The sequence below is a fragment of the Rhizobium viscosum genome, from assembly GCF_014873945.1.
GTDB lineage: Bacteria > Pseudomonadota > Alphaproteobacteria > Rhizobiales > Rhizobiaceae > Rhizobium > Rhizobium viscosum.
In genome coordinates this window covers 930,506-949,835 of sequence record NZ_JADBEC010000001.1, presented here as the reverse complement: position 1 = coordinate 949,835, position 19,330 = coordinate 930,506, and the positions used below count along the sequence as shown (strand labels likewise).

21 protein-coding genes are annotated in these 19,330 nt (G+C 61.1%); 12 read left to right on the top strand and 9 right to left on the bottom strand.

Annotation, left to right across the window (positions count from 1 at the left end):
• Positions 1 to 12 precede the first annotated feature (12 nt).
• Positions 13 to 1,413 (bottom strand): threonine synthase, encoded by a 1,401-nt coding sequence (gene thrC, locus H4W29_RS04835; protein WP_192727917.1) that lies wholly within the window; start codon positions 1,411 to 1,413, stop codon positions 13 to 15.
• 264 nt (positions 1,414 to 1,677) lie between these two features.
• On the opposite strand from thrC, the gene H4W29_RS04830 reads away from it, so the two are divergent.
• Complete coding sequence (locus tag H4W29_RS04830; protein ID WP_192730672.1) at positions 1,678 to 2,364, top strand: hypothetical protein; 687 nt, start codon at positions 1,678 to 1,680, stop codon at positions 2,362 to 2,364.
• Positions 2,365 to 2,496: 132 nt separating this feature from the next.
• Here H4W29_RS04830 and H4W29_RS04825 read toward each other — a convergent pair whose 3' ends face one another.
• Complete coding sequence (locus H4W29_RS04825) at positions 2,497 to 3,186, bottom strand: HAD family hydrolase (RefSeq protein ID WP_192727916.1); 690 nt, start codon at positions 3,184 to 3,186, stop codon at positions 2,497 to 2,499.
• 161 nt (positions 3,187 to 3,347) lie between these two features.
• Here H4W29_RS04825 and H4W29_RS04820 point away from each other — a divergent pair, with 161 nt between their 5' ends.
• Positions 3,348 to 4,016: a GntR family transcriptional regulator gene (locus H4W29_RS04820; RefSeq protein WP_192727915.1), complete on the top strand. Its 669-nt coding sequence runs from the start codon at positions 3,348 to 3,350 to the stop codon at positions 4,014 to 4,016.
• A gap of 169 nt (positions 4,017 to 4,185) precedes the next feature.
• Here the strand turns inward: H4W29_RS04820 and H4W29_RS04815 are convergent, their stop codons facing one another.
• The gene (locus tag H4W29_RS04815) at positions 4,186 to 4,872 is read right to left on the bottom strand and encodes an ArsR/SmtB family transcription factor (RefSeq protein ID WP_192727914.1); all 687 of its coding nucleotides are present in this window, start codon (positions 4,870 to 4,872) and stop codon (positions 4,186 to 4,188) included.
• Positions 4,873 to 4,950: 78 nt separating this feature from the next.
• Between H4W29_RS04815 and H4W29_RS04810 the strand changes: the two genes are divergently transcribed.
• The 3 genes from H4W29_RS04810 (at position 4,951) to H4W29_RS04800 (ending at position 6,916) form a co-directional block, all read left to right on the top strand.
• The gene (locus H4W29_RS04810) at positions 4,951 to 5,280 is read left to right on the top strand and encodes an NIPSNAP family protein (RefSeq protein ID WP_192727913.1); all 330 of its coding nucleotides are present in this window, start codon (positions 4,951 to 4,953) and stop codon (positions 5,278 to 5,280) included.
• Positions 5,277 to 5,636: an antibiotic biosynthesis monooxygenase family protein gene (locus tag H4W29_RS04805; protein WP_192727912.1), complete on the top strand. Its 360-nt coding sequence runs from the start codon at positions 5,277 to 5,279 to the stop codon at positions 5,634 to 5,636. The genes H4W29_RS04810 and H4W29_RS04805 overlap by 4 nt, the downstream gene beginning before the upstream one ends.
• A 149-nt stretch (positions 5,637 to 5,785) precedes the next feature.
• Complete coding sequence (locus H4W29_RS04800; protein ID WP_192727911.1) at positions 5,786 to 6,916, top strand: site-specific DNA-methyltransferase; 1,131 nt, start codon at positions 5,786 to 5,788, stop codon at positions 6,914 to 6,916.
• A gap of 126 nt (positions 6,917 to 7,042) precedes the next feature.
• On the opposite strand, the gene H4W29_RS04795 is transcribed toward H4W29_RS04800, so the two are convergent.
• The 3 genes from H4W29_RS04795 to mutY are packed head-to-tail and all read right to left on the bottom strand — an operon-like array spanning position 7,043 to position 9,120.
• A complete protein-coding gene (locus tag H4W29_RS04795) occupies positions 7,043 to 7,408 on the bottom strand; it encodes a nuclear transport factor 2 family protein (RefSeq protein WP_192727910.1) in 366 nt (121 codons plus the stop codon).
• 3 nt (positions 7,409 to 7,411) lie between these two features.
• Positions 7,412 to 8,026: an HAD family hydrolase gene (locus H4W29_RS04790; RefSeq protein ID WP_192727909.1), complete on the bottom strand. Its 615-nt coding sequence runs from the start codon at positions 8,024 to 8,026 to the stop codon at positions 7,412 to 7,414.
• A gap of 2 nt (positions 8,027 to 8,028) precedes the next feature.
• A complete protein-coding gene (mutY, locus tag H4W29_RS04785; RefSeq protein ID WP_192727908.1) occupies positions 8,029 to 9,120 on the bottom strand; it encodes an A/G-specific adenine glycosylase in 1,092 nt (363 codons plus the stop codon).
• Between the two features lie 97 nt (positions 9,121 to 9,217).
• Here mutY and H4W29_RS04780 point away from each other — a divergent pair, with 97 nt between their 5' ends.
• The 6 genes from H4W29_RS04780 (at position 9,218) to ppdK (ending at position 17,905) form a co-directional block, all read left to right on the top strand.
• Positions 9,218 to 9,706, top strand: coding sequence for a DUF721 domain-containing protein (locus H4W29_RS04780; RefSeq protein WP_192727907.1), 489 nt, complete (start codon positions 9,218 to 9,220; stop codon positions 9,704 to 9,706).
• 58 nt (positions 9,707 to 9,764) lie between these two features.
• A complete protein-coding gene (gene relB / locus H4W29_RS04775; RefSeq protein ID WP_192727906.1) occupies positions 9,765 to 9,989 on the top strand; it encodes a type II toxin-antitoxin system RelB family antitoxin in 225 nt (74 codons plus the stop codon).
• Positions 9,973 to 10,242, top strand: coding sequence for a type II toxin-antitoxin system RelE family toxin (locus H4W29_RS04770; RefSeq protein ID WP_192727905.1), 270 nt, complete (start codon positions 9,973 to 9,975; stop codon positions 10,240 to 10,242). The genes relB and H4W29_RS04770 overlap by 17 nt, the downstream gene beginning before the upstream one ends.
• Positions 10,243 to 10,381: 139 nt before the next feature.
• Positions 10,382 to 11,080: a DsbA family protein gene (locus H4W29_RS04765; protein ID WP_192727904.1), complete on the top strand. Its 699-nt coding sequence runs from the start codon at positions 10,382 to 10,384 to the stop codon at positions 11,078 to 11,080.
• Between the two features lie 258 nt (positions 11,081 to 11,338).
• The gene (locus H4W29_RS04760; protein ID WP_192727903.1) at positions 11,339 to 14,797 is read left to right on the top strand and encodes a chromosome segregation SMC family protein; all 3,459 of its coding nucleotides are present in this window, start codon (positions 11,339 to 11,341) and stop codon (positions 14,795 to 14,797) included.
• Positions 14,798 to 15,238: 441 nt separating this feature from the next.
• Complete coding sequence (gene ppdK, locus H4W29_RS04755) at positions 15,239 to 17,905, top strand: pyruvate, phosphate dikinase (RefSeq protein ID WP_192727902.1); 2,667 nt, start codon at positions 15,239 to 15,241, stop codon at positions 17,903 to 17,905.
• On the opposite strand, the gene H4W29_RS04750 is transcribed toward ppdK, so the two are convergent.
• Together H4W29_RS04750 and H4W29_RS04745 are read right to left on the bottom strand one after the other, a co-directional pair.
• Positions 17,899 to 18,174 carry a hypothetical protein gene (locus H4W29_RS04750; RefSeq protein WP_037105558.1) on the bottom strand — a complete coding sequence of 92 codons (276 nt, stop codon included), beginning with the start codon at positions 18,172 to 18,174 and terminating at the stop codon, positions 17,899 to 17,901. The genes ppdK and H4W29_RS04750 overlap by 7 nt on opposite strands.
• Before the next feature lie 67 nt (positions 18,175 to 18,241).
• The gene (locus H4W29_RS04745) at positions 18,242 to 18,439 is read right to left on the bottom strand and encodes a hypothetical protein (protein WP_192727901.1); all 198 of its coding nucleotides are present in this window, start codon (positions 18,437 to 18,439) and stop codon (positions 18,242 to 18,244) included.
• Positions 18,440 to 18,548: 109 nt separating this feature from the next.
• On the opposite strand from H4W29_RS04745, the gene H4W29_RS04740 reads away from it, so the two are divergent.
• A complete protein-coding gene (locus H4W29_RS04740; RefSeq protein WP_007818080.1) occupies positions 18,549 to 18,794 on the top strand; it encodes a hypothetical protein in 246 nt (81 codons plus the stop codon).
• 106 nt (positions 18,795 to 18,900) lie between these two features.
• On the opposite strand, the gene H4W29_RS04735 is transcribed toward H4W29_RS04740, so the two are convergent.
• Positions 18,901 to 19,290, bottom strand: a complete 390-nt coding sequence (locus H4W29_RS04735; RefSeq protein ID WP_192727900.1) for a hypothetical protein — start codon at positions 19,288 to 19,290, stop codon at positions 18,901 to 18,903.
• Positions 19,291 to 19,330: the final 40 nt, after the last annotated feature.

The window sequence follows — 19,330 nt, the reverse complement described above, 5'->3', positions numbered from 1 at the left end:
GCCTGCCGTCATCTAGCTGCGGGCATGCTTGCCGATAAAGGTTTCAACCGCTTTGAGCTCGGGCTCGATGATCTGGAAGCGCTCCTCCCTGTGCATCACATCAGCAAGCCACGTCGGAAGCGCCGGGTCAATACCGGAGGCGGATTTTACGGCAGCCGGGAATTTCGCCGGATGGGCGGTGGCAAGCGTCACCATCGGGGTATTAGGCTTTTCCCTCTTGGCGGCCACGAAGACGCCGATCGCCGAATGCGGATCGAGCAGATAGCCGGTTTCCGCGTAGGTCTTGCGGATCGTTTCCGCCACCTGTCGTTCGCTTGCGCGGCCGGCGCGGAAATCCTTCTTGATGAATTTCAGCGCTTCGGGCGAGATCTCGAAACCATTGGATTGCTTGAGGCTTTCCATGGCGGCGCGAACCTTGGAGGCATCGCGGTCATAGGCTTCGAACAGCAGCCGTTCGAAGTTGGAGGATATCTGGATATCCATGGAAGGCGAGGTGGTGGCCTTCACCGCCTTCATGTCATAACGGCCGGTCTTCAGCGTTCGCGCCAGGATATCGTTCTCATTGGTGGCGATGACGAGCTTGTCGATCGGCAAGCCCATGCGCTTGGCACAGTAGCCGGCGAAGATATCGCCGAAATTCCCAGTCGGTACCGTGAACGAGATCTTCCGATCCGGTCCGCCGAGTGCGATCGCCGTTGTGAAATAATAGACGATCTGCGCCATGATGCGCGCCCAGTTGATCGAGTTGACGCCCGAAAGCTTTACCTTGTCGCGGAAGGCAACGTCATTGAACATGGCTTTGACGAGGTTCTGGCAATCGTCGAAATTGCCCTCGACGGCAAGCGCATGCACATTGCCTGATGTCGACGTCGTCATCTGCCGCTGTTGTACTGGCGAAACCTTGCCATGCGGGAAGAGGATGAAAATGTCGGTGCGCTCGCGGCCCGCGAAGGCGTCGATCGCAGCCCCACCGGTATCGCCCGAAGTGGCGCCGACGATAGTCGCCCGCTCGCCGCGCTTTTCCAGCGCATAATCCATCAGGCGGGCAAGAAGCTGCATCGCCACATCCTTGAAGGCGAGTGTCGTGCCGTGGAAGAGTTCCATCACGAAACTGTTCGGGCCGGTCTGGATCAGCGGCGCGATCGCCGGATGGCGGAAAGTGCCGTAGGCCTCGTCGATCATCGCCCGGAAGGTTTCATCGGGGATTTCGCCATTGGTGAAGGGCGAAAGGATGGTGAAGGCAATCTCCTGATAGGTCTTGCCGCGCAGCGCGCGGATTTCCTTCTTGGAAAAGCTCGGCCATTTGCGGGGAACGTAGAGCCCGCCATCGCGCGCCAGCCCCGCCAGAAGGGCGTCGCAAAAGCCGAGGGAAGGGGCCTCGCCGCGGGTCGAGATATAGTCCACGTTCGTCATCCTTGATCTATGGCTGGAGAAATTCCGTGCGCAAACGGGACGCTGCCGTTCCGCCGAAAAGAGGGGGCTTAACGGCCTGCTGGGGCAGTGTCGCAGGTATCCTATTGAAGTTGCCCGCAGCCGGCGCCGAAAAGTGCATCAAAACGGTGCTTACCCAATCGATTTTTCTTTGCGCCGCTGATATAGACCATCGCCAACTGTCATGAAAGGCCTTGCGCGAAAGTCGCAAGCACCTAGAAGAAAAGCGTTTGCAAGGGGTGGAATATCGTGCTCGGCAAGGTCTCTCGTCTCATCGTTTCCGCATTCCTTTTTGCGGCTCTTGCCGGCTGCAATTCGCTCGGCCTCGGCGGCGACAGCAAGCCTGAAGCCGCAACTGCGAGCAGCGGCCCCGCTCCGCTTCAGCCGAACGGCAATGCCCAGATCATGCCGGTCGCGCCGACCAGTCCTTCGTCGAACCAGGCCCCGATCGGCACCGGCATTACCGCGCAAGGAACGGTCGCACCTGTTGTGCAGGGTGCATGCCCGCAGATCTTCATGCGTGACCAGGACGCGATCTACCGCACCTATGCGAAAGGTGCGAAGACCGGTGATCCGCAGCAGGTCGTCTTCCAGGCATCTTTCGGTGACTATAGCCGCCAGTGCATGCTCAACGACACGGCGCTCTCCATGACCGTCGTGGCGCAGCTTCGTCTTGTTGCCGGCCCAGGCGGCACGCCAGGCCCGGTCACGCTGCCGATCCGGATCTCGGTGCTGGATGGACAGGACGTCCTGTCGTCCGAAGTCGTCAATTTCCCGACGCAGATCCCGGCCGGCGCGCCGGCCACGCAGGTCATCTTCCGCCACGAGGGCATCAAGATGCCGGTCGGCTCCGGGGCGCTGGTCCGGGTCAATGTCGGCTTCGACAATCAGCCCGCCAAGAACGTCAAAAACTCCAAGAAGAAAAGCAGCTGAGGCGCCGGCTGCTGACAATCGGTCAGCCCTAATGGCGTCGCGAAAGCGGGCGCGCCTCTGCAAGCAAAAAACCCGTTGCGTGAATAAGAGCTGCCGCTTCTTGCAGGCATTAGGGCGGCGAAGCCGCTGCCCTTAGAGCACGCCTTCCCACTCTGCCAATGCGGCGACAACGCCTGGCAGATCGTTCATGCGGGAAATCACCGTCTCCGCACCAGCATCCGTCAGCTTATCAGCATGCGAGGGATAAGTGTGCGAACCGCCGGTAAAGCCGATCACCCGCATGCCGGCAGCGCGTGCAGCATGAACACCATGCGTAGAATCTTCGACGACGACGGTCCTGGAAGGCGAAACGCCCATCTGGCTTGCACCATGCAGGAAGATATCCGGCTTCGGCTTGGCGCGGTCGGGGCCGAGATCCTTGGCAGAGAAGATGTTCGGCGCAAAGAGCTGCTTCAGGCCGACCTTACCCAGCATCATGTCGAGCCGCCGGCTCGAGGAGTTCGAACAGATGCAGCGCTTCATCGAGAGGCGGCTGACGGCGAATTCGACGCCGGGAATGGCCTGGACTTCCTGTTCGAGCCTGATGTCGAGAAGTTTCTGAGACTGATCGAGCAGCGATGCCGAGAGCGGGATGCTGGCTTCCCGTTCGATCTGGAAGAGGATGTCCTGCCATGTGAGGCCGGCGAAACGCTCGTTCATTTCCTCGATGCTGATCGGATAGCCTGCTTCCGTCAGCAGCTTGGATTCAACATCCGCCGCAATGATTTCGGAATCGACCAGAACGCCGTCGCAGTCGAAGATGATGAGGTCGAAGCCGTCCATATACTCATGCCTTGTTTGGGGATGATGCGGCTTTACACGATGGCCGCTGAAAGCTCAACCGATGGCGAGACATGGCTGGAATGCACAGTGCGAGCAGCTTTGCGGGGGAGCGGCTTTCATGCCACCTCGACAAGCCCTGCAGGGCTCGCTACTTGATGGCAATGAGCAGGGAACCTGAAGACACCATCGCCGCGCGCATTGCCCGCGTGCTTGCAGAGCGCATCGTGCATGGCGAGCTTGCGCCCGGTGCGCGTCTTCGTCAGGACCATGTTGCCGAGGAATTCGAGACCAGCCATGTGCCGGTGCGCGAGGCCTTTCGCCGGCTCGAGGCGCAGGGCCTGGCGATCAGTGAGCCGCGCCGTGGTGTACGCGTCGCCTCATTCGATCTCGCCGAAGTGCGAGAAGTGGCCGAAATGCGTGCTGCCCTCGAAGTGCTCGCCCTGAAGCACGCCATCCGCCACCTGACGCCCGCCATCTTCGATGCCGCCGAAGAGGCGACGCGCGAGGGCGATGCCGCTGCCGATGTGCATGCTTGGGAAGAGGCGAACCGCCGCTTCCACCGCCTGATCCTCACCCCTTGCGCGATGCCGCGCCTGCTGGCCTCGATCGATGACCTGCATGCGGCAAGCGCTCGCTTCCTGTTCTCCGCCTGGCGATCGGGCTGGGAAAAGCGGACCGATCACGACCATCGCGCTATCCTTGCCGCACTTCGCCAAGGCAAGGCGGAGGAGGCTGCTGCCATCCTCCAGAAGCATGTGCAGTGGATTGGGCGCGCGCCGCAGCCCGCTCAAAAGGGCGGCGAGCGGGAAGCTTTTGCCATCGTCGGCTAAAGTCTCAAAATTATAGAATTTCTTAGCATGTGAATTCTCCCAATTCGGGGGAATTCCGCGTGCCTTTGCGCTTTTCCGTGATCCAATTGCATTCAGGTTCTGCGTACCCGAGCGAGCTTGGCACCACGGTCGCTCGCAAGCATTTCAGGAATACGCTTATCGCGCCTTGTTAGCCTTCCAGCGGAAAAAGCTTGAGAAACTGCCGCTCGCCTTCCGGCGAAAAGACCACCGATCGACTTTCCGGCATCCGCCGCGCCCAGCCCTTTTCCATCAAATTCGCAAGCAGCGCCTTGCCGAGGCTGCCGGCAAGATGGGCACGGCGTTCACTCCAGTCGAGGCAGGAGCGGCAGAGCGGCCGGCGCGAGGATTTGAGGCTGCCGACGTCGATGCCGATGCATTGCAGATCGCTCTCGCCCCTGGCCGTCACGGCAAGCCCGTCGCCGATGGCATCGATCGATCCGGATGCAACCAGGCTGTCCAGCATGCGCACGCCAAAATCACCAGCGAGATGGTCGTAGCAGATGCGCGCCTTGCGCAGCGCCGGATCCTTAGGGCCGGGCTGGTGGCGCAGATGCCCTCGGCTTGCTGCAAGGCCCATCATGCTTTCGATCAGCCGGGCCACGGCCTCATCGGCCAGCGTGAAATAGCGGTGCCGCCCCTGTTTACGCTGAGCCAGCAGCCCGCCGGTTTCGAGCTTCGAAAGATGAGTGCTGGCAGTCTGCAGCGTGATGCCGCCGGCTGCCGCAAGTTCGGTCGCGGTCAGCGCACGACCGCCGGTCAGCGCCGCCAGCATATTAGCGCGCGCTGGATCGCCGATGAGTGCGCCGATCTGCGCTATGTCGGGTCCTTCCTTCATACTTCGATCGTAACCGAAGCATCTTCGTATCGCAATGTGCGAAAACGCCTCTCATACGAAACACGAAAGGAGAAAGCGATGATCACCTGCTTCATCCGCTACGAGATCGACCCCTTCCGCAAGGATGCTTTTGCCGAATATGCCCGCAACTGGGGACAGGCGATCCCGAGAAACGGCGCCGACCTGATCGGCTATTACGGCCCGCATGAGGGCTCGGCAACAACGGCTTACGGTGTCTACAATATCGAAAGCCTCGCGGCCTACGAGGCCTATCGCGCCAGGCTTGCTGCCGATCCGCTCGGCCGGGAGAATTACGAATTTGCCCGCCGCGAGCGCTTCATCGTGAAAGAGGACCGCATCTTTCTGAAGAACGTCTCGGCCCCTCATGCGAAGCTCGTGCTGCCATGATCGCCGTTATCTTCGAGGTTATCCCCTATGTTGGCGAGCGCCATCGATATCTGGACCTTGCCGGCGAACTCAGATCCGAGCTCGAAAAGATTGATGGCTTCATTTCTATCGAGCGTTTCGAGAGCCTGACGATGCGCGGCAAAATCCTCTCGCTTTCCTTCTTCCAGGATGAAGAGGCGCTGCGCGAGTGGCGCAACCTCGAAGCCCATCGGGCGGCCCAGAAGGCTGGCCGCAACGGCATTTTTGCCGATTATCGCCTGCGCATCGGCCATATCGTCAGGGACTACGGCATGGTCGAGCGCACTGAGGCGCCTGAGGATAGCAGGCAGGTCCACATACTCTCGGCGGCGGAGTGAAATCGGGGCGGGCGCAGCCGAGTGTCCGCCTCTTTCTTGTAGGTAAACCGGAATATTTTCCCGAAACGGGTCGGTGCTTCAGGCTTTGGTAACCAACTTGCGTAACCATAACGGACAGTTAAGCGTAAAGCGTATGAGTGAGTATCTACATGGCGTCTGTATTTCCGCTTGCCGACCTCAAGACTTCCGTCAAGCCGGGCTCCTGGGTCGACACGATCATCAAGGGTGATTGCGTTGCAGCCCTTGAGGCTCTTCCCAGCCAGTCCGTTGACGTCATCTTCGCCGATCCGCCCTACAATCTGCAACTTGGTGGCACACTGCACCGGCCGGACCAGTCGCTGGTCGATGCCGTTGATGACGAGTGGGATCAGTTCGCCTCCTTCGAGGCCTATGACGCCTTCACCCGCGCCTGGCTGCTTGCCTGCCGCCGCGTCCTGAAGCCGACGGGCACGATCTGGGTCATCGGTTCCTATCACAACATTTTCCGCGTCGGTGCCACGCTGCAGGATCTGAACTTCTGGATCCTGAACGACATCGTCTGGCGCAAGACCAACCCGATGCCGAACTTCAAGGGCCGTCGTTTCCAGAACGCCCACGAGACGATGATCTGGGCAAGCCCGAACGCCAAGGCCAAGGGCTACACTTTCAACTATGATGCCATGAAGGCGGCCAATGACGATGTGCAGATGCGCTCCGACTGGCTCTTCCCGATTTGCAGCGGCAACGAGCGCCTGAAGGGCGAGGACGGCAAGAAAGCCCATCCGACGCAAAAGCCGGAAGCATTGCTCGCCCGTGTCATCATGGCCTCGTCCAAGCCTGGCGATATCATCCTCGATCCCTTCTTCGGTTCGGGAACGACCGGCGCCGTCGCCAAGCGTCTCGGCCGCCATTTCGTCGGCATCGAGCGTGAGCAGGACTATATCGATGCGGCCTCCGCCCGCATCGCCGCCGTCGAGCCGCTCGGCAAGGCGGAACTGACCGTGATGACCGGCAAGAAGGCTGAAGCCCGCGTCGCCTTCAACGTGCTGGTCGAAAGCGGCCTCATCAAGCCCGGCCAGGTACTGACGGACGCAAAACGGCGCTACAGCGCCGTCGTGCGCGCCGATGGCACGGTCGCCGCTGGTGGCGAGGCCGGCTCCATTCATCGCCTCGGCGCGAAAGTGCAGGGCCTTGATGCATGCAACGGATGGACCTTCTGGCACTTCGACGATGGGCAAACCCTGCGCCCGATCGACGAATTGCGGTCCGTCATCCGCAGTGACCTTGCAAAGGTGGGTTGAGCAACCTCCTTGCAAGGACAGGACCAAGCCTCTTCCGGTTTGTACCTCCAGTTAGGGAAGAGGCATAAAAGAAAGCCCGGGGCCGAAAGACCCCGGGCTTCCTATTATTAACGCTAAGATCCCGCGTCAGAATTCCTGGTAATCGGTCACCTCGACGCGCGTAACCTTGCCGTCCTCGTTGAAAGTGATCGTTTCCTCGCCTTCGCGGATCAGCGGCTTGCCGGTCTTGCTGTGTGTTGCTCGAACGGACCACACGGCGCGGCCGGAGAACGGCGTCAGCGTCTCGACCACAGAATTCTCCGCCGTCTGGTCCGGGTAGTCGTCGAAGTAGCGGCGGAATGCGGCCATGATCTCGGCCCGGCCGGCAAGGCTGCCGACGCCGTTAGAGACATAAGTGGCATCCTCGGCAAACCAGTTCTCGATCTCGGGAAAATCTAGATCGTTGATCGCGGTGTGGAAGCGGTCAATGGCCGCTGCGGGGTCGAAGGCCATGGCTCAGGCCTTCAGTCCATAGGTGGCGAGATCGGCGCGCAGCTTGTCGGCGCCGGTAAAGAGCACGGCATTCCAGCCGGCAGCCTTCGCACCCTCGACATTGACAGGCGCGTCGTCAATGAAGATCGTCGCGGCCGGATCGAGGTCGAAGCTCTTGGTATGCGTTTCGTAGATCGCGATGTCAGGCTTGATGAGGCCGACATCGCCGGAAACGGTCACACCACGGGGCTTCCTAAGGAAGGGAAAGCGCTCCTGAGCCTCGCGGAACGTATCGGAGGCGAAATTCGTCAGCATGGTCACATCCCGACCCTCGTTGATGAAACCTTCCATGATTGCGACGCTGTCTTCATAGGCATGCGGCACCATCTCGTGCCAGTTCTTGCGGAAGGCGCGGATATGCTCTTCGCGGGTCGGATGCTGTGCGATCAGCAACGCTTCGGCATCCGCCCAGGTGCGGCCGCGGTCCTGTTCGATGTTCCAGTCGTGCGTGCAGATATTGGCGAAAAACCAGTTGCGCTCGGCCTCATCGGGAATGAGGCGGCTGAAGGGAATATGCGGGTCGTAATGAATAAGAACTTTGCCAATATCGAAAACGATATGCTTGATGTCGTTTGCCATAATCATCCCTTGGCTGTTTTGAACGCGAGAGGAATAGCCGCTGCGATCGCTTTTTTCATGATAGTCGGCAGCGCCTGAGCTTCAAGATTTGTAACCGGCTCCCACCAGCCGTCATCGATTTTAAGGCGATTGGCAATTGCCACTCGGAAGATCGAAAGCCTGAGCTCGAAATGGGTGAAGACGTGGGTGACGCTGCCGGCGCTCTCCCAGTCAGCCTTGAAGGGCGCCGCTTCGGCTGAGGTCTCGCCATCCTGCCGCGCGGTCCATGCCGTCGTCGGAATTTCCGTCATGCCGCCGAGCAGCCCGCTTTCGACACGCCGCCGCAGCAGGATATCGCCATCTGAGGTGACTGCCACGAAGGCCGCACCCCGCCGGATCGGCTTTTCCTTCTTGGTGGCCTTGACTGGAAACTGCTCGGGATCATGCAGGCTGAGCGCCTCGCACGATCCGTTGAACGGACAGAGCGAGCAGGCCGGGCGCTTCGGCGTGCAGATCGTGGCGCCGAGATCCATCATCGCCTGGGCGAAATCGCCGGGTCGGTCGGCTGGCGTCAGCAGAGCCACCTTCTGGCGCATCAGCGGCTTGGCGGCTGGAAGCGGCGTGGCGATGGCATAGAGCCTGGAGATGACCCGCTCCACATTGCCGTCCATCACGGCCGCCTGCCGGTTAAAGGCGATGGCCGCGACCGCAGCCGCCGTATAGTCGCCGATGCCGGGCAGCGCTTTCAGGCCTTCTTCGGTGTCGGGAAAGATGCCGTCATGCTGGCTCGCGACGGCCTCGGCGCATTTCTTGAGATTGCGTGCCCGCGCGTAATATCCAAGCCCTGCCCAGGCTGCCATCACCAGCTCGCTCGGCGCATTGGCGAGATCGGTCACCGTTGGCCATTTCGCCAGGAAATTGGCGAAATAGGGTTTGACCGCCTGCACCGTCGTCTGCTGCAGCATCACCTCGGACAGCCAGACGTGATAGGGATCGGCCTTGATGCCGCGTCTGGCCATCGGCGGCGAAACCCGCCAGGGCAGGTCGCGATGATGGCGGTCGTACCATTCGAGAAGAGGGGAGGCGGTCGGCGCGTCCGGTGTGCGTATCGTCATTATTTGCCGCAATCGGGGGAAGTGCTCTATACTTGGCAAAGCAAAGCGGCGTGATCAAGCCGATGGCCTCGAATGGCCATCGCTTACCAAGGTTTCGATGAGTTATCCACGCAAAGATGGGAAGCAGATTTCCGAGCTGACGAACGGCATCATCGATCCCGTTCTCGCCCGCCGTGCCGGCATCAACAGCGCGCTTCTCGGCTCATGGGACGAAATCGCCGGCGAGGACTTCGCCGATTGCACCCGACCGGAAAAGATCGCCTGGGCCCGCGGCGGCGATGACGGCAGCTTCCGCCCGGGCGTGCTGACGGTTGCCTGCGAAGGCGCGCGCGCTCTTTTTCTGACCCATGCGCAAGGCGAACTCATCCAGCGCATCAACAGCTTCTTCGGCTTCGCCGCCGTCCACCAACTCCGCATCGTCCAGAAGCCGGTCTACCAGCCGGTCAAACGCTCCCGCACGCCACCGCCTTTGAAGGGCGAAGCCGCCCGCAAGCTGGAAGGCATGATGCAGGGCATAGAGGATGACAAATTGCGCCAGGCGATCGCTCGTCTGGGTACGGCAGTATTGGGCAAGCGGGGCAAATAGATTTCGTTTGGTATCGGACTGGCCCAATGCTATACATGTATAGCAAACGGAGGCAGCCATGCTTGCTTTAAGATTGCCGCCGGAAATTGAAGCTCGGCTGGATGCGCTTGCAAAACGCACTGGGCGAAGCAAGAGTTTCTATGCGCGGCAGGCCATTCTCGAACACCTTGACGATATGGAAGATATCTTCCTTGCAGAAAAGCGTCTCGAGGAGTTCCGCAAGGGAGAAACCGATACAGTGCCGCTCCCGGAGTTGATGAAGCGGTATGGCGTGGAGAATTGAGTTTCACCGGGCTGCCGAGCGTGAGCTCGAAAAGCTCGGTCGCGACGCTGTTAGTCGCATCCTCCGCTTTCTGAACGATCGCGTTGCTAAGCTGGACGATCCAAGATCGCTCGGGGAGGCGCTGAAGGGATCCGAATTGGGAAATTTTTGGAAATACCGCGTCGGAGACTATCGCGTGATTGCCGATATCGACGACGGCGCGGTACGGATTCTGGTTGTGCGCGTTGGCAATCGCCGCGATGTGTATCGATAACACCAAATCCTGCACGGTTTTAAAGCTTCGTCTTTCGCAGGTCACAATTCTTTGAAGAAAGTTGGCGAAGCGTGCCTTGTTCGCGGCTTCTGGCCGTTATATCGCACAACTAGCTGCCACACTTGTTTATGGGGAACCCATGCGCATCTCTGAAATGCAACTGACGAAACGCCAGCTTCTGGGCGGTGTCGCCGCCGCAACCGCATCCATGGCGGTATACGGTACGGCGCAGGCGCAAGCAGCCCCGGAAATCCCGAAGCCGGACGGCGATGTTGACATGGCCAAGGTGCTGGAGCCTGGCGCGCTGCCGGAAATGGCACTCGGCAAATCCGATGCCCCGGTCAAGATCGTCGAATATATGTCGATGACCTGCCCGCATTGCGCCCACTTCCACAACACGACCTTCGATACCATCAAGCAGAAATACATCGACACCGGCAAGGTCGAGTTCATCCTGCGCGAATTCCCCTTCGATCCGCGCGCTGCCGCCGCCTTCATGCTCGCCCGCTGCAACCCGCAGAAGCCGGAAGAGCTCGCAACGCCGGAACAGTATTTCCCGATGGTCGCCATGCTCTTCAAGCAGCAGCAGGTCTGGGCTGCCGCCGATGATGGCCGTGCTGCGCTGCTGCAGATGTCGAAGCTTGCCGGATTTACTGAGGATAGCTTCACGAAGTGCTTGACGAACCAGAAACTGCTGGATGAAGTGAATGCCACGCGGGAACGGGGTTCCAAGGATTTTGGCGTCAATGCCACGCCGACGTTCCTCATCAATGGCAAGCGCTATTCTGGAGACATGCCGGTTGACACCATGTCGGCCCTCATCGACAGCCTCCTCTGATCCGTACCGTTTTGCGAAGGCGGGCGACGGCGAAAGCCGTGCGCCCGCTTTTTGTTTTGAGCGCAGCTTGTGGGTGCGGCCCCCTCATCCGCCTGCCGGCACCTTCTCCCCGAGGGGAGAAGGGGGACGCTGCCTACTTTTCGCTTCCATTATTCGACGGAAGATGTGGGCACGGCGTTTGCCGCAAGTCTCTTCTCCCCAGCGGGGAGAAGGTGCCGGCAGGCGGATGAGGGGGCTTTCTGCCACGGAGCTCCCCGCATGAAGTTCAACAAGCTCCGCCTTATCGGCTTCAAGTCCTTCGTGGAACCGACCGAATTCATCATCGAGCGCGGCCTCACCGGCGTCGTCGGCCCGAATGGCTGCGGGAAGTCCAATCTCGTCGAGGCCCTGCGCTGGGTCATGGGCGAGAATTCCTACAAGAACATGCGCGCGTCCGGCATGGATGACGTGATCTTTTCCGGTTCCGGAAACCGCCCGGCGCGCAACACCGCCGAAGTCGCGCTCTATCTTGATAACGGCGAGCGCACTGCACCCGCCGCCTTCAACGACAGCGATGAAATCCAGGTCACCCGCCGCATCGAGCGCGAGCAGGGGTCGATTTACCGCATCAACGGCAAGGAAAGCCGCGCCAAGGATGTGCAGCTTCTTTTTGCGGATGCTTCCACCGGCGCTCGCTCTCCTTCCATGGTCGGGCAGGGGCGCATCGGTGAGCTGATCGCCGCAAAGCCGCAGGCCCGCCGCCAGTTGCTGGAAGAGGCCGCCGGCATTTCCGGCCTGCACTCCCGCCGCCACGAGGCCGAGCTTCGCCTGCGTGCCGCCGAAAGCAATCTGGAACGGCTGGATGACGTCACCTCGCAGCTCGAAAGCCAGATCGAGAGCCTGAAGCGCCAGGCCCGCCAGGCAAACCGTTTCAAGACGCTCTCTGCCGATATCCGCGCCCGCGAGGCGATGCTCTTGCATATCCGCTGGGTGCAGGCAAAGGAAGCCGAGGCCGAGTCCGACAGCGCGCTGAACCAGGCAACCGTCGTCGTTGCCGAGAAGGCGCAGATCCAGATGAATGCGGCAAAGGACCAGGGCATCGCCGCCCTGAAGCTGCCCGAACTGCGCGAGGGCGAGGCGCGAGCGGCTGCCGCACTCCAGCGCCTGCAGATCGCCCGCAGCCAGCTCGAAGAGGATGCCAACCGCATCCTGCGCCGCCGCGATGAACTCACTCGCCGTCTGGCGCAACTTGCCGAAGACATCAGACGCGAGGAGCGGCTTGTCGCCGATAATGCCACGTTCCTTGCGAGACTCGATGCCGAAGAGGCCGATATTGCTGAAATTCTGGCCGATTCCGGCCGTTATGCCGAAGAGACGCAGCGGGCTTTCGAAGAGGCGGCCGCCAAACTTGCCGACAGCGAGCGTATCTTCACCACCCTGACCGCAGAGCGCGCTGAAGCCGCAGCCGGACGCAATCAGCTGGAACGCGCAATTCGCGACCTCGCTGACCGCAAGCTGCGGCTCGAACGCCAGATGGACGATGCCAATCGCGAACTCGCCGGTGTCGGGGAGAGGATCGCGACTCTGCCTGACCCGGAAGAAAAGCGCGCAGTGGTGGAGGCCGGCGAGATTGCTGTCGCCGAGGCCGAAGCGGCGATCCAGTCTGTCGAACTGGCGCTGGCCAAGGCGCGCGAGACGGAAGCGCTCTCCCGCGCTCCGGTCGATCAGGCACGCAGCAAGCTCAACGCGCTTGAGACGGAAGCACGCACCATCCAGCGCATGCTGGCAGGCGCCGCTGCTGGCGAATTCCCGCCGGTTGCCGAAGTGCTGAAAGTCGATCGCGGTTTCGAAACGGCGCTCGGTGCCGCCCTTGGAGATGACCTCGAATCCCCCCTCGACCCGAATGCGCCTGCCCACTGGTCGGAAAATGGCGATGGCGCCGGCGATCCGGGACTGCCTGCCGGTACCGAGCCGCTGCTGAACCATGTTCGAGCACCTGCCACGCTGATCCGTCGTCTGCGCCAGATTGGCTTGGCGACCGCCACCGATGTGCCGCGTCTGATGAAGGAGCTCAAGGCCGGCCAGCAGCTGGTCACCAGGGAAGGCGCCGTCTATCGCTGGGATGGCCATGTCACCGGTGCGGACGCACCGAGTGCGGCCGCTCTTCGTCTCGCCCAGAAGAACCGCCTTGCTGAACTCGAAGGTGAGGCGGAACTTGCTCGCGATGTTCTGACCGAGGCAGAGGAGCGCCTTGCCGCTGCTGCCGATACGATCCGAGAAGAAGAGCGCAGGCTCACTGACGCCCGCGACATGAACCGCCTGTCCGCCCGTCATCTGGCCGAGGCACGCGAGGCTCTGGCTGCTGCGGAGCGCGCTTCGGGCGACCTTATTCGTCGCCGCGACGTCATCGCCGAAGCCGTCAGCCAGTTGCAGGCGCAGCTCGAAGATGTCGCCGTTCAGGAAGAAAATGCCCGCATCGAGCTGGAGGATGCGCCAGATCTAACCGCGCTCGATGACCGGCTGCGCTTCCAGCAGGCCGAAGTCGCGACCGATCGCGGTGCGCTTGCTGAAACACGCGCGCGCCATGAAAGCCTCAACCGCGAGAACGATGCGCGCCAGCGCCGCATCGTCGCCATCGGCCAGGAGCGCGAAACATGGCGCCAGCGCGCTGCAAGCGCTGAAGATCACATCGCCACGCTGCGCGAGCGCGAGGAGGAGGCCCGAGAGGAGGCTGCCGAGCTCGAAATGGCGCCTGATGAATTTGACGACAAGCGCCGCGCTTTACTAACGGAATTGCAGAAGGCCGAGGAGGCCCGCCGTCATGCCGCTGATCTGCTGGCGGAGGCCGAACTGCTGCAGCGTGACGCCGACCACAAGGCGGCGACCGCGCTTTCGGAACTCGCCGAAAGCCGCGAGCGCCGCGGCCGCGCCGAGGAACGCCTCGTCTCCGCACGCGAGAAACGACAGGAGAGCGAACAGCGCATTCGCGAGACACTGAATGTGCAGCCGCATGAGGCGATGCGCCTTGCCGACCGGCCGGGACTGCAGACCCTGCCGGATCCGCGCGAGGTCGAACGCGAGGTGGAGCGACTGCGGATGGAGCGCGAGCGGTTGGGTGCGGTCAACCTGCGCGCCGACGAGGAGCAGAAGGAACTCAGCGAGAAGCTGGAAGCGCTCATCAAGGAACGTGACGACGTCATCGACGCCATCAGAAAGCTGCGCGGGGCGATCCAGAGCCTGAACCGCGAAGGCCGTGAGCGCCTGATCGCCGCCTTCGATGTCGTCAACGCCCAATTCCAGCGCCTCTTCACCCACCTCTTCGGCGGTGGCACAGCGGAATTGCAACTGATCGAATCCGACGATCCGCTGGAAGCTGGTCTCGAAATTCTTGCCCGCCCGCCCGGCAAAAAGCCACAGACCATGACGCTGCTCTCGGGTGGCGAACAGGCGCTGACGGCGATGGCTTTGATCTTCGCCGTCTTCCTCACCAATCCCGCGCCCATCTGCGTGCTGGACGAAGTGGACGCGCCGCTCGATGACCACAATGTCGAGCGTTACTGCAATCTGATGGACGAGATGGCGGCTTCCACCGAGACCCGATTCGTCATCATTACCCACAACCCCATCACCATGGCGCGCATGAATCGCCTCTTTGGCGTCACGATGGCCGAGCAGGGTGTTTCTCAACTTGTCTCGGTCGATTTGCAGACCGCAGAGCGTCTCCGTGAGACGGCTTGAGGGGGCATTTTAATTAAAGACCAAAAAAGGTCACCCTGACATCGGGTGCGTACCCCATTTGGGTGATGCTCTTTTGCGTGTATTGCATTAGAAGTTGTTTTATCGCAACCGCGCCGTTACGGATAAGTAGCAATCGGTCGTTGTGATCCGTTGAATTTGCAATGCTGTCTTCGGGTTGGGGATAGGCCCCGAAGGTCACAAGGCATAAATGGACCCCCCGTCCGGTTTTCCTGGCCGGACGGAAACAAGGCTTTGCGGGACCGTTGTTGCAGTCCCGCAAAGCTTTTTTTATGCGCCTTCGCTGCGCCTCATCAGTTTCAATCGTTTGATTTTTTATCCTGTTACAGATTTATTGTGCGGCGCAACATTTCGCCGCATTTGTCGATTTTCATTTCAACACCAAGGGATTAAGCTGGTCCCCGAAATGGTGTTGGGGGGAAGATGACCAAGTGGGTCTATACGTTCGGCAACGGGCAGGCTGAAGGCCGGGCGCGAGACAAGGAGATCCTTGGCGGCAAGGGCGCCAATCTTGCCGAAATGTGCAGCCTCGGCTTGCCGGTTCCTCCCGGACTCACCATCATCAGCGAAGCCTGCAGCACCTATTACAAGAACGGCCGCAAGATCGATCGAGCGCTGAAGGAGCAGGTGCTCGCAGGCATTGCGGGTATCGAGGAGATTACAGGCCGCCGTTTCGGTGCGGGCAAACAGCCTCTTTTGCTCTCCGTTCGCTCAGGTGCCCGTGTTTCCATGCCGGGCATGATGGATACGGTGCTCAATCTCGGCCTGAATGACGAGACGGTGCAGGCCCTCGGCCATGATGCCGGCGACGCGCGCTTTGCCTGGGACAGCTATCGCCGCTTCATCCAGATGTATGCCGATGTCGTTATGGGGCTCGGCAATGATCTCTTCGAGGAAATCCTCGAGGACGAGAAGGGGCGCCTTGGCCACGAGTTCGATACCGAACTCAACGCTTCCGAATGGCAGCATGTCGTTTCGCTCTACAAGGCGCTGATCGAGGAAGAGCTGGATGAGGCTTTCCCGCAGGATCCTGCGGTACAGCTCTGGGGTGCTGTCGGCGCGGTGTTTTCTAGCTGGATGAGCGCACGTGCCGTTACCTATCGCCACCTTCATAATATTCCGGAAGCCTGGGGCACGGCGGTCAACATCCAGGCGATGGTCTTCGGCAATCTCGGCAACGCGTCTGCCACGGGTGTCGCCTTCACGCGCAATCCCTCGACCGGGCAGAAGCTGCTTTACGGCGAGTTCCTCGTCAATGCACAGGGCGAAGACGTCGTCGCCGGCATCCGCACGCCGCAGAGCATCACAGAGGAGGGGCGTATAGCCTCAGGTTCCGAAAAGCCCTCGATGGAAAAGCTGATGCCGGAGGCCTTTGCCGAGTTCGGCCGCATCTGCGATCGGCTCGAAGCCCATTACCGCGATATGCAGGACATCGAATTCACCATCGAGCGCGGCAAGCTCTGGATGCTGCAGACGCGTTCCGGCAAACGTTCGACACGGGCAGCCATGAAGATTGCCGTCGACATGGTGGACGAAGGCGTCATCACCGAGGAAGAAGCCGTCCTGCGCATCGAGCCTTCGACGCTCGACCAGCTTCTGCATCCGACCATCGATCCCCGCGTTACCCGTCAGGTAATCGGCTCCGGCCTGCCGGCTTCGCCCGGTGCAGCGACCGGCGAGATCGTTTTCACGGCGGAAGAGGCCGTTGAGGCAGAGTCGGAAGGTCGCAAGGTCATCCTGCTGCGCGTCGAGACGAGCCCTGAAGACATTCACGGCATGCATGCGGCCGAAGGCATTCTGACGACGCGCGGCGGTATGACCAGCCATGCGGCCGTCGTTGCCCGCGGCATGGGCATCCCCTGCGTCGTCGGCGCCGGCACCATGCGCATCGACGCCCGCAATGAGCGGCTGATTGGCGTCGGCGTCACGCTGAAAAAGGGCGATGTCATCACCATCGACGGCTCCGCCGGCCAGGTCCTTAAGGGCGAGGTGCCGATGATCCAGCCGGAACTGTCGGGCGATTTCGGCCGCATCATGGGTTGGGCGGACCGCGCCCGCCGCATGACTGTGCGCACCAACGCAGACACGCCCGCCGACGCCCGCGCCGCCCGCTCCTTCGGTGCCGAAGGCATCGGCCTATGCCGCACCGAACACATGTTCTTCGAGGGCGAGCGCATCCATGTCATGCGCGAGATGATCCTGGCCGAGGACGAGAAGGGCAGGCGGGGCGCGCTCGACAAGCTCCTGCCGATGCAGCGGGGCGATTTCACCAGCCTGTTCACCGTCATGCACGGCCTGCCGGTAACGATCCGCTTGCTCGATCCTCCGCTGCACGAATTTTTGCCGAAGAGTGATGAGGAGATCGCCGAGGTCGCCTATGCCATGGGCATGGAGCCTTCGGCCCTGCGCCAGCGCGTCGATGCACTGCACGAGTTCAATCCCATGCTCGGCCATCGCGGCTGCCGCCTTGCCATCTCCTATCCTGAAATCGTCGAGATGCAGGCCCGCGCCATCTTCGAGGCGGCGGTTGCCGCGGCACAGGAAACGGGGGCCGCCGTCGTTCCCGAAATCATGGTGCCGCTCGTCGGTCTGCGCTCCGAGCTCGATTACGTGAAGGCGAAGATCGATGCGGTTGCACTGGATGTCATGTCGGAAGCCAGGATGCGTATCGATTATCTGGTCGGCACGATGATCGAACTGCCGCGTGCCGCATTGCGCGCCCATGTCATTGCCGAAGCAGCCGAGTTCTTCTCCTTCGGCACCAACGACCTGACGCAGACGACCTTCGGCATTTCACGCGACGATGCCTCGGCCTTCATTCCGACCTACCAGCGCAAGGGCATCATCGAGCATGATCCCTTCATATCCCTGGATTTCGATGGAGTAGGGGAGCTGATCCGCATCGCTGCGGAGCGCGGCCGGCGCACGCGCAACGATATGAAGCTCGGCATCTGCGGTGAACATGGCGGCGATCCCGCCTCGATCCATTTCTGCGAGACGATCGGTCTCGACTACGTCTCCTGCTCGCCTTTCCGCGTGCCGATTGCGCGGCTTGCAGCCGCGCAGGCGGTGATTTCAGGCGCTCAGTGACGGTAGCGATAGTAGCGCGGATAAACGTAGGGACCGTTCAGATTATAGGCCATGTCGGCCATAACCCAGTCGCTGTCGTAGCGGGCCTGCGCGCGGCGGTCGAGATCGATGCGCTGCAGGCAGTTTGCAAAGCCGTCCGTTCCGCGCTTGAAGCCGTAGCCGAGGCAGGTCTGTTCGTCACGTGCCCGGCGCTCCTCGGGCGTCAGGGTCTGGCAGGCGGCAAGCCCGGCGGCCAGAACGGCAAGAAGCGGCAGAACATATGGGCGCATCGGTCTATTCCTTGAGCATGAACGTCCGACCAAGAAAATCCATCTGCCAGGCGCCGTCAACCTGATATCAAGCCGCGCCCGCTGGGTCGCCAATCGGCAACAGCGCCGGGTCAAGCGGCCGGCCTTCCGGGTTCTTCGTATCGCTCGGGTCGCGTGCCGGCGCCAGCGGTGGTTTTTCCTGAATGCGGTCACGAATACCAGGGGTCGGCTTCGGGCCGAGCGGCTTCTTTGCGCCGGACGTGTGAATCGGATCTCTTTTCGGCATGATTCGCCTCCTTCACTGAGGAGGGAACGACAGGATACATGCTTGGTTCCACTTTCGTCGCCATGCGTTCCTATGTAAGAGCAGAGACAGCAGCACTGGAAAGAGCACTATGGCGATCCGCGATCGATTCTCGAAGAAACTCACCTGCCCCCAATGCGGCAATAGCGGTTTTGCCGAAGCCTCCGAGATCGACGATGCCAAGCGCAAGACCCCCGACTTCAAGGTGGATCAGCTGCCGCGCGGTTTCTTCGTGCAGCGCCCTTCGGTCCATCAGGAAACGTTCATGCTGAAATGCGAATGCGGCCGCAAGTTTCCTTTCCGCTCGTTGGCGGAAGCTGCAGCCGGCCGCGATTAAGGCATGTCGCGCAAAACTGTGCAGCGGTTTTGCGATAACGACATGCGTAAAACAAAGAGCTAAAGCGCGGCGGCCGAATCCTAGAGATCGCGACACGCTTTAGAATTCAGATCCGCTCGAGAACCTCGATGAAGGCATCGGCGAAACGCACCAGATGTTCAGTATCGTGATCGGGCGCCTGCATGCGGATTTCCGTGCCATTCTGGTCGAGCAGTGCCAGAACCACGCGCATCTTCTTGTCCGAGGTCGGGATGCGCAGCACGGCGATTCGCCTGCAATCCTCAACAAGCCCCGCCGCCGGCAGGTCGAAGAGGAACTCACCATGGGTTTCGGCAGCAGCTTTGCGCACCGCTTCGCAGAATCCGGCCTCGCCATCGGCATAGCCTTCCAGCGAAAGTTCGAGTTCGAGAAGTTCCAGCGGCAGGAGCGGCTCAGCACGCTCGATGCCGCTAAGCGAGGATGCCTGCGGCCTTTCCCTCATTTCGGACGAGATCATCTGTCTCTCCTGTTTCGTGGGACATGTATCAGACCCCGGC

Bases quoted from the DNA above. Each gene is read 5' to 3' on its own strand.
- relB (WP_192727906.1), top strand. From the start codon at position 9,765: ATGCTTGCTTTAAGATTGCCGCCGGAAATTGAAGCTCGGCTGGATGCG.
- H4W29_RS04790 (WP_192727909.1), bottom strand. From the start codon at position 8,026: ATGGCAAACGACATCAAGCATATCGTTTTCGATATTGGCAAAGTTCTT.
- H4W29_RS04745 (WP_192727901.1), bottom strand. From the start codon at position 18,439: ATGCCGAAAAGAGATCCGATTCACACGTCCGGCGCAAAGAAGCCGCTC.
- H4W29_RS04825 (WP_192727916.1), bottom strand. From the start codon at position 3,186: ATGGACGGCTTCGACCTCATCATCTTCGACTGCGACGGCGTTCTGGTC.
- H4W29_RS04735 (WP_192727900.1), bottom strand. From the start codon at position 19,290: ATGATCTCGTCCGAAATGAGGGAAAGGCCGCAGGCATCCTCGCTTAGC.
- H4W29_RS04740 (WP_007818080.1), top strand. From the start codon at position 18,549: ATGGCGATCCGCGATCGATTCTCGAAGAAACTCACCTGCCCCCAATGC.
- thrC (WP_192727917.1), bottom strand. From the start codon at position 1,413: ATGACGAACGTGGACTATATCTCGACCCGCGGCGAGGCCCCTTCCCTC.
- H4W29_RS04765 (WP_192727904.1), top strand. From the start codon at position 10,382: ATGCGCATCTCTGAAATGCAACTGACGAAACGCCAGCTTCTGGGCGGT.
- H4W29_RS04760 (WP_192727903.1), top strand. From the start codon at position 11,339: ATGAAGTTCAACAAGCTCCGCCTTATCGGCTTCAAGTCCTTCGTGGAA.
- H4W29_RS04770 (WP_192727905.1), top strand. From the start codon at position 9,973: ATGGCGTGGAGAATTGAGTTTCACCGGGCTGCCGAGCGTGAGCTCGAA.
- H4W29_RS04815 (WP_192727914.1), bottom strand. From the start codon at position 4,872: ATGAAGGAAGGACCCGACATAGCGCAGATCGGCGCACTCATCGGCGAT.
- H4W29_RS04780 (WP_192727907.1), top strand. From the start codon at position 9,218: ATGAGTTATCCACGCAAAGATGGGAAGCAGATTTCCGAGCTGACGAAC.
- ppdK (WP_192727902.1), top strand. From the start codon at position 15,239: ATGACCAAGTGGGTCTATACGTTCGGCAACGGGCAGGCTGAAGGCCGG.
- H4W29_RS04800 (WP_192727911.1), top strand. From the start codon at position 5,786: ATGGCGTCTGTATTTCCGCTTGCCGACCTCAAGACTTCCGTCAAGCCG.
- H4W29_RS04820 (WP_192727915.1), top strand. From the start codon at position 3,348: ATGAGCAGGGAACCTGAAGACACCATCGCCGCGCGCATTGCCCGCGTG.
- H4W29_RS04795 (WP_192727910.1), bottom strand. From the start codon at position 7,408: ATGGCCTTCGACCCCGCAGCGGCCATTGACCGCTTCCACACCGCGATC.
- H4W29_RS04810 (WP_192727913.1), top strand. From the start codon at position 4,951: ATGATCACCTGCTTCATCCGCTACGAGATCGACCCCTTCCGCAAGGAT.
- H4W29_RS04750 (WP_037105558.1), bottom strand. From the start codon at position 18,174: ATGCGCCCATATGTTCTGCCGCTTCTTGCCGTTCTGGCCGCCGGGCTT.
- H4W29_RS04805 (WP_192727912.1), top strand. From the start codon at position 5,277: ATGATCGCCGTTATCTTCGAGGTTATCCCCTATGTTGGCGAGCGCCAT.
- mutY (WP_192727908.1), bottom strand. From the start codon at position 9,120: ATGACGATACGCACACCGGACGCGCCGACCGCCTCCCCTCTTCTCGAA.